This is a genomic window from Tateyamaria omphalii (assembly GCF_001969365.1).
GTDB classification, from domain to species: domain Bacteria; phylum Pseudomonadota; class Alphaproteobacteria; order Rhodobacterales; family Rhodobacteraceae; genus Tateyamaria; species Tateyamaria omphalii_A.
Genome location: NZ_CP019312.1, coordinates 1,547,080 through 1,560,787, shown reverse-complemented (window position 1 = coordinate 1,560,787; position 13,708 = coordinate 1,547,080). Strand labels below are relative to the sequence as shown.

Annotated in this window: 9 protein-coding genes and 1 pseudogene; 5 read left to right on the top strand and 5 right to left on the bottom strand. The window is 64.4% G+C overall.

The features are described from left to right. Positions 1–5: 5 nt before the first annotated feature. Positions 6–2,231 carry a type VI secretion system Vgr family protein gene (locus BWR18_RS07775; RefSeq protein ID WP_076627448.1) on the bottom strand — a complete coding sequence of 742 codons (2,226 nt, stop codon included), beginning with the start codon at positions 2,229–2,231 and terminating at the stop codon, positions 6–8. A 440-nt stretch (positions 2,232–2,671) separates the two neighbouring features. On the opposite strand from BWR18_RS07775, the gene trkA reads away from it, so the two are divergent. The 4 genes from trkA (at position 2,672) to hflX (ending at position 7,235) form a co-directional block, all read left to right on the top strand. Then, positions 2,672–4,048, top strand: a complete 1,377-nt coding sequence (trkA, locus tag BWR18_RS07770; RefSeq protein WP_076630187.1) for a Trk system potassium transporter TrkA — start codon at positions 2,672–2,674, stop codon at positions 4,046–4,048. Further along, entirely contained in the window at positions 4,048–5,595 is a 1,548-nt protein-coding gene (locus BWR18_RS07765) for a TrkH family potassium uptake protein (RefSeq protein ID WP_076627447.1), read from the top strand. The genes trkA and BWR18_RS07765 overlap by 1 nt, the downstream gene beginning before the upstream one ends. Positions 5,596–5,724: 129 nt before the next feature. After that, entirely contained in the window at positions 5,725–5,964 is a 240-nt protein-coding gene (hfq, locus tag BWR18_RS07760; protein ID WP_007119530.1) for an RNA chaperone Hfq, read from the top strand. Beyond that, positions 5,964–7,235 carry a GTPase HflX gene (gene hflX / locus BWR18_RS07755; RefSeq protein WP_076627446.1) on the top strand — a complete coding sequence of 424 codons (1,272 nt, stop codon included), beginning with the start codon at positions 5,964–5,966 and terminating at the stop codon, positions 7,233–7,235. Before hfq ends, hflX begins: the two co-directional genes overlap by 1 nt. 16 nt (positions 7,236–7,251) lie before the next feature. On the opposite strand, the gene BWR18_RS07750 is transcribed toward hflX, so the two are convergent. The 3 genes and pseudogenes from BWR18_RS07750 to BWR18_RS07740 all read right to left on the bottom strand — a co-directional run bounded on the left by BWR18_RS07750 (position 7,252) and on the right by BWR18_RS07740 (position 11,950). Further along, on the bottom strand, positions 7,252–8,832 hold the full coding sequence (locus BWR18_RS07750; protein ID WP_076627445.1) for a pentapeptide repeat-containing protein: 1,581 nt from the start codon (positions 8,830–8,832) through the stop codon (positions 7,252–7,254). Positions 8,833–8,893: 61 nt separating this feature from the next. Next, positions 8,894–9,459, bottom strand: a pseudogene (locus tag BWR18_RS07745) (pseudouridine synthase). 25 nt (positions 9,460–9,484) lie between these two features. Continuing rightward, positions 9,485–11,950 (bottom strand): penicillin acylase family protein, encoded by a 2,466-nt coding sequence (locus BWR18_RS07740; RefSeq protein ID WP_076627444.1) that lies wholly within the window; start codon positions 11,948–11,950, stop codon positions 9,485–9,487. Between the two features lie 92 nt (positions 11,951–12,042). On the opposite strand from BWR18_RS07740, the gene BWR18_RS07735 reads away from it, so the two are divergent. Beyond that, positions 12,043–12,930, top strand: a complete 888-nt coding sequence (locus BWR18_RS07735; RefSeq protein WP_302622828.1) for an NAD(P)-dependent oxidoreductase — start codon at positions 12,043–12,045, stop codon at positions 12,928–12,930. 57 nt (positions 12,931–12,987) lie between these two features. On the opposite strand, the gene BWR18_RS07730 is transcribed toward BWR18_RS07735, so the two are convergent. Next, positions 12,988–13,554 (bottom strand): YSC84-related protein, encoded by a 567-nt coding sequence (locus tag BWR18_RS07730; protein ID WP_076630186.1) that lies wholly within the window; start codon positions 13,552–13,554, stop codon positions 12,988–12,990. Positions 13,555–13,708: the final 154 nt, after the last annotated feature.

Here is a 13,708-nt window from a genome sequence, read left to right as displayed (position 1 = left end):
CCCGCTCAATTCAGGTCGATGATCCGGGCGTTGGCCTGGATGTGGTCTGTGGCGGAGAAATTGAACTTGGTGCCGATGATGGTGACGTTGCCGTCGCGATCCATGACGAACTTGGACTTGCCGCAATTTATGATGAATTCCTGGCCCACGTGCACGGTCATCGTATGCCCGACCGAGGTGTTTTTGAATTGTCCGATTTGCTCGGTCCGTGCCATCCCGATTGTGTCCGAGCGGAACTTCTCGACAACGGTATTGAGAATGCCGGACATCGGCATGGTGGTTGACAGAAGCTGGCCCAGCCTGGTGCCCGCCGACGCGGTCTCGGCACCCGCCAAGGCTCGGTGATGACCGGACCCGGCAAAGCCTGCATTGGACAGCGCCGTCAAGCCGGCCATGACGGTGCCCGCCTGCGCAAGGTTGCCCACAAAGCCGGAAATACCGCTGTCACCAACAGCCTCGGAACCGGCCAAAGCGTCCGCGCCGCCCGCTGCAGCGATGCCCCCCAGAAGGCCAACAATACCAACACCGCCGCCACCGACGCTCAGGTTCATCGATCCGCCAATGCTTTCCTGATGGTTCAGGCTCACATCGATCGCTTTGTTCGATCCAACACTCTCGACCTGATCGTTATCGACCCGCTTAGCCCGGTTGTGCAGAACCTTGATCGTCTGGTCTTTCTGGGCATGAAAGAACATGTCCTCCTCGCCTGTTGCATCCTCAAACGTGATTTCGTTGTGGCCAGACGATTTATGCGAGTTGGTGCGCATCACGCTCTTCGTCTTGTTCGCGGGCAGCTCATACGGCACCTTCTGCCGCTCATTTGGCACGACGCCGGTCACCACGGGGCGGTCCGGATCGCCGTCGAGGTAGCTGACCATGACCTCCATCCCGATGCGCGGGATCACTTGCCCGCCCCAGCCGGCACCCGCCCAGTTCTGCGTCACGCGCACCCAGCAGGTGTCGCTGCCGTCCTTGGCCGCGCGGCGGTCCCAGGGGAACCACAGCTTGATGCGGCCGTATTCGTCGGGGTGGATCTCTTCGCCCTCGGGGCCCGCAACAATCGCCACCTGCGTGCCGTCGATACGCGGATGCGGGGTCGTGCGTTGCGGCGTGGCAGGCACATCGGCAGGCAGCGCCAGGAAGCGGTTGAGGTATTCGGGCTGGTTCTCGACGCTTTCGTAACTTGTATCCGTCACCTCATGGACGATCGACAGGATCGTGTGGGGGGCGAACACGGTGTCCGGGTTCGCCACATCATAGGGCGTAAAGCGGTGCCCCGGTGCCAGCGTCCGCACGGCGCTCGCGCCCTCGACACGCGCATGCTCGGCCTCCAGCGCCTGCATGCGCAGCTTCGCGACACGCTCGACCTCGGCGTCGTCGATCCCCTCGGATGCGCGCGTGCCCGTGCCATACCCCGCCTGCACGGGGTACTCATAAAGCTCATAGCCGCCATTCTTCGGCAGCGTCACGAGGCCGGGCGCGGCCGCCCCCGGCACCATGCCCGGTGTGGTAAAGTTCCAGTCCCGTCCCGCATGGCTGCCGGGGATGTAACGGAAGGTCGTTTCAAAGCGGTTAATGTGGTTGCGGTCCGTGGAGCCTGCCGCAAAGCGCACATCGCCATCGCCTTCCAGCGCGGTCAGATAGCCCGCCGCATGCGAGGCGATATGAAGGTCATGCGCGCCCGCCTCATGCTGCCAGAAGAAGAACAAGCCATCCTCCTGGAGCCGCCGCATCAGGTAGTCCAGATCCGTCTCGTTCCACTGCACGGAATAGTGCTGCCGCGGCACCGGGTCGACCACGCCCGCGGTCACGGGCGCGGGCAGACCATGCTCGGCGCACAGGATCTCGGCAATCTCGGTGGCGCTCTTGTCCAGCCAGATGCGGCAGTCGCTCTTCTGGGCCAGCATCCAAAGCGCCGGGCGCAGCACCAGCTGGTAGCTGCGCAAGCCACGGCTCGCGCGCGGGCCGGCGATCAGATCGGTGACGATGGCGTTCCAGGTCCGGCGCACAGGCGGCTCCTGGCTGAGCTCGACGCTCACGTCGACAGGCTTGCCCAGAAGCTGATCGGGCGCGATCTCGGGCTGTTTGGAGCGCACCGACACGGTGATCTCGAAGAGCGCCGAGACATGTTCGTTGACCGTGAGTTTCTCCGCCAGCAGAATATCATCGCCAAGCGGTGTCGCGATGCGCAGGATGCGGTCGGCTTGAACAAAATCACGCGCGACGTTCATTAAAAAGCCCCCGACCCAATCGTTAAAATATGCCTGATCAGATCATAGCCACGGCCCAGTCCGCCGCGCGAGTCGAGAGTGGCCAGCCGCCCGTCGTCGGCGTAACTTCGCGAAGGGTGCGAACAGAAATGCGCTCAAGAGTGCCCGCGGAACGCACAGACCGCACCACCCCGCCGACGGCCCATCACAACAGCGACATGTGCGCCATCGTCCGCTAATCCTCCGCGGGCGGCGATGGCCAAAGGGTCCGGATCGCCAATCTCGCCAGCAGCGGACAAAGTCGTTCGCCAAACGGCAACTCTGTCCGCAAACCCGACACACAACCTGAGACCGCGCCCCACCACCCCTGAACCAGCCCCAAGCGTTGACCCCTTGCCCCCCGTCTGTCATGCACAGAGGCCGAGAGTGCTGCGATGCGGCGCGTCATCACGGGGACATGGATGAAGGTCATCATCTGCGGGGCAGGCCAGGTGGGGTGGCAGATTGCCCGCCACCTTTCGGGCGAGCGCAATGACGTCACGGTGGTCGACAGCGACCCCGACCTCGTGCGCCGCGCCACCGATACCCTGGACGTGCAGGGGGTTGCGGGCTTTGCCAGCTATCCGGACGTGCTGGACCGTGCCGGTGCCCGCGATGCCGATATGGTCATCGCCGCCACCTATTCGGACGAGGTGAACATGGTCACCTGCCAGGTGGCCCATTCCGTCTTTGGGGTGAACCGCAAGATTGCGCGGTTGCGCAGCCAGTCCTATCTGACCGCTATTTATTCGGACCTGTATCGCCGGGATCACATGCCCATCGATGTGGTGATCAGCCCCGAGCGCGAGGTGGCGGCGGCGGCGTTGCAGCGGCTGAGCGCGCCTGCGGCCTTCGATACGGAGCTGTTCATTGACGGGCAGGCGCAGCTTTTGGGCATTGCGCTGGACGAGGATTGTCCGGTGCTGAACACGCCACTGCGCCAGTTGACCGACCTTTTTTCGACCTTGCGCGTTGTGGTCGTGGGGGTGCGCCGGGAGGGGACGCTCTTTGCCCCCGAGGCGTCGGATCAGCTGTTTGCGGGGGACGAGGCCTATGTCTTTGCCCATGTGGATGATGTGCCGCGCACCATGGAGGTCTTTGGCAAGACCATGCGCAAGCAGGAGCGTGTGGTGCTGGTGGGCGGGGGCAATGTGGGTCTGACCGTGGCCCGCGCGCTTGAGGGCCGTGCGGGCCGGGTGCGTGCCAAGGTCATCGAGCGCAACCGCCGCTGTGCGGAGCTGGCCGCCGAGGCGCTGGAGCGGACGATTGTGCTGCATGGCGATGGGCTGGATGTGAACCTGCTGGCGGAGGCGGGGGTGAGCCGGGCCGATGCCATGCTGGCCGTGACCGACGACGACAAGACCAACATGCTGGCCGCTGTGCGCGCCAAGTCCGAGGGGTGTCCTTACGCCATTGCGCTGATCAACGATCCGACGCTGGTGCCGATGATGGGGGCCCTGGGCATCGACGCCTATATCAATCCGCGCGCAACGACGGTGTCGTCGATCCTGCGCCATATCCGGCACGGGCGCGTGCGCTCGGTCTATTCCATCGGGGATGCGGATGCGGAGGTGATCGAGGCGGAGGTGCTGTCGACCTCGCCCCTGGCGGGCCAGACCATCAACGAGATCGACTTTCCCGAAGGCGTGCTGGTCGGCGCGGTGCGCAAGGGCGACAAGGTGATCCGCCCGGTGGGCAAGACCCGCATTGACGAGGGTGATGTCGTCGCCATCTTTGCCCTGGCCACCGATGTGCCCGAGGTGGAGCGCCTGATGCAGGTGTCCATCGACTTTTTCTGATGGGGGACCGCGCCCATCCGAAGCAGCCGTTCTGGGCCTCTGTCCTGCAATTGCCGCTGTTTCTGCTGCTGCTGGGCGTCTTTTCGTCGGCGATGCTGGTGCCCGCCGTTTATGGCGGCATGGTGCGCGATCTGGATGCGGCGCGCGCGTTTCTGTATGCGGGGCTGCTGGGCGTGGTGGTGTTTGCCCTGATCGGGCTCGCCCATGCGGGACGCGATCCGGGGCATGGCACCCTTGGCCCGCTCATGTCGCTGTTCAGCGCCTTTACCGTGCTGCCCGCGATCCTGGCGGTGCCGTTCTACGAAGGGTTGGGCACCACCACGTTTCTGAACGCCTATGTGGAGATGGTGAGTGCGATCACCACCACGGGGGCCACGCTGTTTGACGATCCCGCGCGCCTGAACGGCACCTTGCACCTGTGGCGGTCCATCGTGGGCTGGCTGGGTGGTCTGCTGATGTGGATTGCGGCGTCGGCCATCCTGGCGCCCCTGAACCTGGGTGGGTTCGAGGTGACGGCGCGGGCCGAGCCGGGCCGCAGTTCGAGCCGCGATATCGGGATGTCCGGGGCAGAGGTGCGGATGCGGATCCTGAAGGTGTCGTCGGTGCTGATCCCGATCTATACGGGCCTGACGCTGCTTTTGTGGGTGCTGCTGGCTGTGGGCGGCGATGTCGGGCTGGTCGCCCTTTGCCACGCGATGGCGATCCTGGCCACGTCCGGCATTTCGCCGGTGGGCGGGCTGAGTGCGGCGGGCTCGGGCATCGCGGGCGAGGCGGTCATGCTGCTGTTCATGCTGTTCGCGCTGTCGCGCCTGACCTTTTCGACCGACACGACCACCGCGGAATCCGGCGGGCTGTGGCAAGATCCGGAGTTCCGGATCGGTGCGCTGGTGGTGTTGGCCGTGCCCGTTTTCCTGTTTCTGCGCCACTTCCTGGGCGCCTATGACGTCGAGGCCGAGCGGGACCTGCTGAGCGCGGGCCGGGCGCTATGGGGCAGCGCGTTCACCGTGTTGTCGTTTTTAACGACGACCGGCTTTGCCTCCGCCAATTGGGTCGATGCGCAGGCCTGGTCGGGGCTGGAGACGCCGGGCCTGTTGCTGATGGGGCTGGCGCTGATCGGCGGCGGGGTGGCCACGACCGCGGGCGGCGTGAAGCTGCTGCGCGTCTTTGCGCTGTATCGCAACGGGGTGCGCGAGATGGAGCGGCTGGTGCATCCATCCTCTGTCAGCAGTGCGGGGCCACGGGGGCGGCGGTTGCAGAAGGACGGGGCGTTTATCGCGTGGATCTTTTTCATGCTGTTTGCGCTGAGCCTTGCGCTGATCACCATTCTGCTGGCGTTGACCGGTCTGCCCTTTGACACGTCGCTGGTGCTGGCGGTGTCAGGGCTGTCGACGACCGGCCCGCTGTTGGAGGTGGCCAAGGAGGTGCCCATCTCTCTGACCGAGCTGAACACGGGCGCCAAGGCCATTTTTACGGCTGCCATGGTGCTTGGGCGGCTTGAGACGCTGGCCATCATTGCCCTTTTCACCCCCGATTTGTGGCGCGGGTAGGCGGGGCTTTGCGGTAGGTCCGTAACGGACTGTTTTTTGGGGTGGAATCTTTCCAAACCCCACGACATACTCCGCCCGGAGGGACGGTCTGATCCGCAGGCCTAAGCAAGAAAAAAAGGGTTAACCGACATGGCTTCGGACCGACAGAATTTGCAAGATGCATTCCTGAACCACGTGCGCAAGACCAAGGTGCCCGTGACAATTTTTTTGATCAATGGCGTGAAATTGCAGGGCGTTATCACGTGGTTTGACAACTTTTGCGTGCTGCTGCGTCGCGATGGGCAAAGCCAGTTGGTCTATAAGCACGCGATCTCGACCATCATGCCGAGCCAGCCGATCAGCCTCTATGAGGGCGAAGACGCCTCTTGATGGGGGAGATGCCGGAGTTTACTCGCGCCTGGGTGCTCCATCCTGATATCAAATCCGATCCGGACCGGCGCGAAGCACGCTTTGCGCTGGCTGAAGCCGTGTCGCTGGCCCATGCGCTGCCCGAACTTGAGGTCGTGGGCAGTGAGATCGTGCCCCTGCCGCGGGTGCGTGCGGGGCTGCTGTTCGGGTCGGGCAAGATCGAGGAACTGGCGACGCGGTTGCACGATGCGGAGGTCGAGTTGGTCCTGATCGACGGGCCGGTGACCCCGGTGCAGCAGCGCAACCTTGAGAAGGCGTGGAAGGTCAAATTGCTGGACCGGACCGGCCTGATCCTGGAGATTTTCAGCGACCGTGCCGCCACCCGCGAGGGGGTGTTGCAGGTCGAGATGGCGGCGCTGAGTTATCAGCGCACGCGGCTGGTGCGGGCCTGGACCCACCTGGAACGCCAGCGCGGCGGTTTAGGTTTTGTCGGCGGTCCCGGCGAAACGCAGATCGAGGCCGACCGCCGGGCCATCGACACGCAATTGGTGCGCTTGCGCCGGCAGTTGGACAAGGTGGTCAAGACGCGCACCCTGCACCGGGCGGCGCGCGCCAAGGTGCCCTATCCGATCGTGGCCCTGGTGGGGTACACCAACGCCGGCAAATCCACGCTGTTCAACCGCCTGACGGGGGCGGATGTGATGGCCAAGGACATGCTTTTTGCCACGCTGGATCCGACCATGCGCCGGGTCGAGCTGGAGGACGGGCCGGAGGTGATCCTGTCGGACACGGTCGGCTTTATCTCGGACCTGCCGACGGAATTGGTGGCGTCGTTTCGGGCGACGCTGGAAGAGGTGCTGGCGGCAGATGTCATTTTGCATGTGCGCGATATTTCGCACCCGGAGACCGAAGCGCAGGCCGCGGATGTGCGCGCTATTCTGACCGATCTGGGCGTGGGCGAGGGCCGCGAGATGGTCGAGGTGTGGAACAAGATTGACCTTTTGCCCGAGGACGAGGCCGATGCGGCGCGCGCGCGGGCGGACCGGGACGACGATGTCTTTGCCATGTCGGCGATCACGGGCGAGGGGATCGAGGCGCTGCTGGGCGATGTGGCAGCGACCTTGCAGGGGGCGGTGAGCGACGAGACGTTTTTGCTGCCCTACGCCGAGGGGCGCAAGCGCGCATGGCTGTTTGAGCAGGACGTGGTGCAGGCCGAACGGCAGGGCGAGGACGGGTTCGAGTTCGACGTGCGCTGGACCGCGATCCAGAAGGCGCGGTTCGACGGGCTGTGATGGCGGGCATGTGCGTCTAACCGCAATCGTCGGGCCGGAACGCGCGATTTAGTACCCCATCGACATAATCGCAAAGGGTCAGTGGAATGTCGTCAGGCCAGCCGATTGGCGGTTGGTCGCGCCAGGCCCATACGAGTGGGGCGCGCAATCCTTCAAACGTCGCGCCGGTGAAATCGGCAGCCGTGACCTGAACGTCGTTCAACTTCGCTTCGGTCAGGTTGGCATCGCGAAAATTGGACCGGGACACGTCAACGTCATTCAGGATGCTTTGATACAGGTGCGCACGGAAGAAATTTACCGATGTAAAGGTCGAGGCGTCGATAACGCTGTTGTTGAACTTGACCTCTTGGAGATTTGCCAAGCTGAATGTGCTGCCTTTGGTTCTGAGCCTGCCAAGATCGGATCTTGTGAAATCGACGCGCATGAAGGAGGCGCCTGCAATGTCTGCGCCAAAAAGATCCGCTGCGATCATGGTGGCATCCGGGAAAATCGGCTGCGCCAGTTCCGCTGCGTTCAAGGACGCACCGTTCAAGTTCGCGCGGGTAAAGTTGAGCCCCTGACCCTTGCTGTTGCTGAGATTGGCGTTTTGCAGGTTTGCTTCGACGAACGTTGTGCGCATGAGGAAGGCATCTCTCAGATCGGCGTTTTCGAAATCCGCGTATCTGAGGTTGGCATCTGACAGATCTGCCTCTCGCAAATCGCTCGCCGTCAGTTGCGCATATGTAAAATCAATGTCGCCAACATAGGCGTCTTGCGCGACAAGTGCCTGCAACAGGCGCCCGCGTTCAGGGCTGAGCAGTGGAAACCGAAACTGGTCGCGCAACGGCAATTCGAAGTCCAGCGGCGATGCCGATGAGACGGCGATCCGGTAAGGTGTGCTTTGTCTCGCAAAGCGGCTGACCTGATCGAATAGCGGTTGGCTGAGGAAGTGGAGTTTCGCCCCTTGCTCCCTGGAACTGGGGGTCCAGCAGGCGACATTTGCGCTGTTGGGCTTGCAGGTCTGCGACGCGTCCTGCCGGATCGTGACGGACGCGTCCAGAACGATGCGAAGATCATCGGACAGCGCGGCGCGGCGGGTCGATTCCAGCAGGACGCTTTGCGCGATGTCGGCGTCGGTTTGCAGCACGATGCGGCGGTTCTGCTCCTGTGTCAGCTTGTTCAATTCATATGTGAGATAAAGACCAGCCGCCCCGGCAAGACCCGCCACGACTGCGACGGTGATCCGGAAGTAAAGTTCGCTCGCGCCGCGCCGGACGAGGAGCAAGCCAAGATTGACCAGTGCCGTGGTCCGGCGGTTTTCCGGGGTGGGATGGGCGACGCCGTCGGGCGTCGTGAAGTGATCGACCAGAGCGGTCACCATCTCCTCGTTGTCCATGGTCGGCTCTACGCCGCGCTTGCGAAGCCAGCGTTTGAGCAACGCGTTGGCAAGAAAGAGCAGACACCCCAGCAGCAGAAGCACGGCCAGAGCCAAAGCGGCGATTGTGGGCGCCGCGTCCCGCAGGGCGCGCGCGATGTCTTCGTTTTCGAGAAGCGATTTGGCCGCGAACCCTGCCGCACCGCAGGCCAGGCAAACAAGCAAAAAAGCAATGCGTTTCATCGAAAGGCTCAATCTGGAAATGTCATCAGACTAAGCGAGAGGCTGGTCCGCTGCCAAGTCCCTAGGCCGGGCGCCATGCCCCAGGTGCAAGATCGCCCAGGCGCCAGTCCCCGATCTGCACCCGGATGAGGCGCAGCGTGGGGAAGCCCACATGGGCCGTCATCCGCCGCACTTGCCGGTTGCGTCCCTCGGTGAGGGTGAGTTCGAGCCAGCTGTCGGGGATGGATTTGCGCACCCGGATGGGCGGGTCGCGGTCCCAGATCCTTGGTACTGCGATGGCCTGCGCCCTGGCGGGTTTGGTGGGGCCGTCCTTGAGAGTGACACCCTTGCGCAGTTGGGTGAGGGCCGTGTCGGTGATCGTACCCTCGACCTGCGCCCAGTAGGTTTTGGGCGCCTTGTATTTCGGGTGCGCGATCTGGGCTTGCAGTTTGCCGTCGCTGGTCAGGACCATGAGCCCCTCGCTGTCGCGGTCGAGCCGCCCTGCGGCGTAGACGCCGGGCAGGTCGATGTAGTTGGACAGCGTGGGGCGGGGGAGCCTGCGGTGCCTGTGTCGGTGAATTGCGACAGCACGCCGTAGGGTTTGTTGAAAAGGATCGTGGTCACGGGGTGGCCGCCGTGGACGTGCATATTTTTGGAACAATGAAGGGCGGGGTCATCGCAGCGGTTCGAGCCGTGTGATGCCCACGGCAGCGGCCCGTGCCAGCCCTTCGTCAAGCGACATGGGGATGTATTCGCCGCGCCGCCAGAGCTGCGCCAGATCATCGTAGTGGCGCGACAGGAAGTGGCCGGATTGACCCGTGGAGATCACGAAGACCGAGGAGTTCGGGTCAGCAAAGTCGTAGACGCCCCGGTAGCCTGCGCCGTGCACGTTGTGGAACGGGTCGGGTCCGGTGCCCCGGGTCAGTCCGCGCAGGAGCGTGTTGTCGCCGCCCGACGTGCTTTGCCGGATGTTGACGAAGTAGCGCAGGATCGGCACCGTACCCAGCACCTGATGGTCATGGGTGGCCTGATGCGCGTCGCCCCAGCGCAGCGATTCCAGTTGCGTGCCCCAGGTCTCGTTGATCTCGAGCAGGGCGTCGTCGAGCGCGAGGCGCGCCATGTCGGGGCAGGTTTCAATCGGTGCCGACTGCCGCACGTCGCACCAGATGCTTGCGCCGTCCACATCCCGGAACGCGCGTTCGATGAACAGAGGCTCTGGATGCGTCAGTGTGTCGGCCATAGGGCCCAGCTCGTCCCGGATCAGCCTGTCCTGCAGCTTGCGGATCCAGGCGGCGTAGATCAGCGGTTCGGGCCAGTGTTCGTTCATCTCGCCATTCCATTCGGCGAGCAGCGCGAGCGCGCGTTGGCGTTGGCGTTCGGGGGTGCCTGTGGGTGCGGCTTCGCCCGTGAACCACAGTTCTGCCCCGATCAGAGGCAGAAGCGAGCGGGCGGTGAAGCTGACAGTGTCGAGCTGCGCCTCGATAAAGCTGTCGCGGGTATGGACCTCGCGCGCCTGCATGAGCCTGCGCCAGCGCTGCACGCGCTGTGTGTCGCCCCAGGTGAAGCTGATGTGGTTGGGGAAGGGGCGGTCCACCGTCTTGTTGTTGGTGTTGCCGAGAATGCCGCCGATGGGCGAGACGAAGCCAGGGTTCGAGGCGTAGGGCATGCGCCCCTGCCAGCGGTTTTCGGCCCGGTATCCGAGCGAGGGCAGCCGCCCCTGGCTTTGATGCGCGGAGTTCCTGTTCGGCACCGCGCCGATGGTCTTCATGGCGATGGAACTGCGGTCCACCAGCGTGATGTTCTGGGCCGGGGCGATGTAGTCTTCGCCTACGATGATCGCCTCGGCGACGTTTTGCGCCTTCATGATGCCCAGGGCAGCGCTGAGCGAGGTGTCATTGGGGCTGAGCACGGTCCAGCTGAGTGCGGCCACGTGGCCCGGCGGTGTCACGGCGCCCAGATTGCGGACGCTGCCCGGCAGCACGGGGCCGTTGTCGGTCCAGCGCAGGGTGAGCGTGACTGGATCCTGATCCGCGATCTGCAGGATGGAATCGCGCGTCTCGAAATCCTTCCAGCCTGTGGGGGTGCGGTATTGGCCGGTATTGTCGGGGTTCAGTTCCTCGATGAACACGTCCTGATCGTCGACATAGGCCGTCGTCAGCCCCCAGCCGAGCCGGTCGGAGCGGCCCGTGAGGACCACGGGCATGCCGGGGATGGTGCCGCCGATGACGCCGCCGGTCTGAAGCTCCAGCCGGGCGAGATACCAGATGGCGGGTGCAGAGAATCCCAGATGCGGGTCGTTGGCCAGCAGCGTGCCGCCCGAGGCGGAGCGTATGGCGGCGGCGGCCCAGGCGTTGGAGGCACCCGCAAAGCCGCGCGGGCGAAAGGGGGAGAGCGGGTGCGGGTCGGGTTCGGTTGCAGCAAAGTCGGGTGTCGTGCCGGGCACGAGTGTCGCGTATTCGGGCAGGCTGGCGATGCCGTCGCCCGGCACGTCCGGAAGGATGTCGGCGAGCCGTGCGGGGTCATCGAGGGCCAGCGACATGCGGGCGCGCAGCACTTCCTCGCTCAGGTGGCCGGAGAGTTGAAGACCCATGAGTTTCGCGACGGCAATGCTGTCGGCGGGTCGCCACGGGGCGAGGGGCGTGTTGAAGAGGAACATTTCTGGCGCGCCGCGCCCCAGTGCCTCGGCGTTGATCTGGTCGAGGCGGGCATTGACGCCAGAGGCGTAGGCCTCAAGCGCGGCGCGGGTGTCGGCGTCTTGGGCGTCTACCGATTGGACCGAGAGCCGGTAGATGTCGAGGCGGCGGATGAAGCTGTCGATATCGACGGTGGTGGTGCCGAAAAGCTCGCTCAGCCGCCCCTGGGCCGTGCGGCGCAGCATCATCATTTGCCAGAGCCGGTCCTGCGCGTGGGCAAAGCCCAGACCGTGGAACACATCCCTGTCCGTCTGGCCGAAGATATGCGGCACGTTGGCGTTGTCGCGCACGATCTCGACCGGTGCCGAGATGGCGGGCACGCGCACCCGCGCGTCGTAGTTGGGCAGCGAGCGGGAGGCGAGGTAGTAGACCATGCCCACCGCCAGAACGGCCAGCACGATCAGTGCCGCCGTGAGCCGGACCAGCCATTGAAACACCACTGCCATTCCGTCTGTCCTTGCCGTCCGCGTTGACCCTTGGGCCATGACTGTTAGGTAGGCGGGGACGGAAGCGCAAGCCACCGGCTGCGCAAAACAAGGTGAGGGATCCTGGCATGGCGAAGCTGGCGTTTTTGGGGATGGGCGTGATGGGTGCGCCGATGGCGGGGCATCTGCTGAAGGCGAGCCATGAGGTGACGGTGTACAACCGCACGGCGGCCAAGGCGCAGGATTGGGTCAGCGACCATGGCGGGGCCATGGCGCGAACCCCGCGGGCGGCCGCCGAGGGGGCGGATTTCGTCATGGCCTGTGTGGGCAATGACGACGATTTGCGGTCGGTGTGTTTGGGAGAGGACGGCGCCTTTGCCGGGATGGGCAGCGGCACCGTGTTTGTCGATCACACGACCGTGTCCGCGAAGGTGACGGCGGAGCTGTATGCGGCCGCCGATGCCGCACAGATCAGTTTTGTGGATGCGCCGATCTCGGGCGGGCAGGCGGGGGCCGAGAATGGTGCCCTGTCCATCATGTGCGGGGGCGATCAGGGGGCTTACGCGCGGGCCGAGCCGATCATGGCCGCCTATGCCAAGCTGTGCCGCCGGATTGGCGAGAGCGGTGCGGGTCAGATGACCAAGATGTGCAACCAGATTGCCATTGCCGGTGTCGTGCAGGGGCTGTCGGAGGCGCTGCATTTTGCGGAGAAGGCCGGTTTGGATGGTCGTGCGGTGGTCGAGGTGATTTCGCAGGGCGCTGCGGGGTCGTGGCAGATGTCAAACCGGTACGAGACGATGCTGGACGATCATTTCGAGCACGGCTTTGCCACCGACTGGATGCGCAAGGATCTGGGGATTTGCCTGGACACTGCGGATGAGAACGGCGCGAGCCTGCCGGTGACGGCGCTGGTCGATCAGTTTTACAAGGATGTGCAGAAGATGGGGGGCGGTCGCTGGGATACGTCCAGCCTGTTCAAGCGGCTGCGCAGTATGGGGTGAGGGATGTCGGTGGGTGCGCTCCCAGCAAGGCTGGATCGCCCACCCACCGACCCGGAATTAGGGGATGATCCGCGTGTATTTGGTGCCTTCGAGTGTGGCGCCGATGCGCAGGCCCGCGCGGGCGAAGACGGCGGCCAAGACCGGTGAAAGTGCGGTCGTCGTGTCTGCGGCAACGCTGTCGCCTTCGTCCGACACGACGTATTCCAGGTCGGCGCCTGCCGCCCAGCCGGGGCTGCGGCGGAACTCGCTCAACGCCTCTTCGGTCATGAAGAAGAGGACGTGGGCGTATTGCTGCGCGCCGATTTGCAGCCCGCCGGAGCCTTTGACCACTGAGTAATAGTCGATGGTCGCGTCGTTGACCCGCAAAGCGCCGCGCCCGTAGGCGCCGCCAAAGCCCAGGCCCGCCTCGGTCACGAGCGGCATGACCAGCATGCCGTTGGACTTTTGCGCAAGCTGCACGGTGTTGGGGTAGCTGCGATACATTTCGTTCAGCGTTGCGTCGACGCGGGCGTCGATGAGCGACCCGCCCCGGCTGCCGATGCCGTTTCCGCATGCCGCCAGCAGCCCCGTGCCAGCAAGCGCCCCTGCGGCGAATGCGCGCCGCGAGATTCCGTTCGATTTCATGTTGAACCGCCTGTGTTGCTCTTGTTCGTGCCCGGTTTCTCCGGGCCTCATGCGCAGATATACGCCGATTGTGGCGGTGTGTCACTATGGGGTATGCAGTGCGCAGGTTTTTGCCGGGGTTTTGGGGGCTCTGCCCCCGGCCTGCGGCCTCCCC